Annotated in this window: 1 protein-coding gene; it reads left to right on the forward strand. The window is 60.1% G+C overall.

What is annotated here, in order from left to right; genetic code table 11:
- Window positions 1-228 (forward strand): sodium:solute symporter family transporter (locus FNJ47_RS49220; RefSeq protein ID WP_430649510.1); only part of this gene is annotated, 228 nt, incomplete at both ends.

Raw genomic sequence — 228 nt, forward strand, 5'->3', positions numbered from 1 at the left:
CGCTGGTCTACACATCTGGCTATGACGGCATGATCTACGCGATCGGCTTTCTCGTCGGCTTCCCGATGATCCTGTTTCTGATCGCGGAGCCGCTGCGCAATCTCGGCCGCTATACCTTCGCCGACGTCGCGGCGTATCGACTCTCCGAAGTGCCGGTGAGGGCGGTTGCCGGCGTCAACACCCTTGTCATCGTGGTGTTCTATCTGATCGCGCAACTGGTTGGTGCTG

The organism is Bradyrhizobium uaiense (assembly GCF_010811875.1).
Classification (GTDB): Bacteria; Pseudomonadota; Alphaproteobacteria; order Rhizobiales; family Xanthobacteraceae; genus Bradyrhizobium; species Bradyrhizobium uaiense.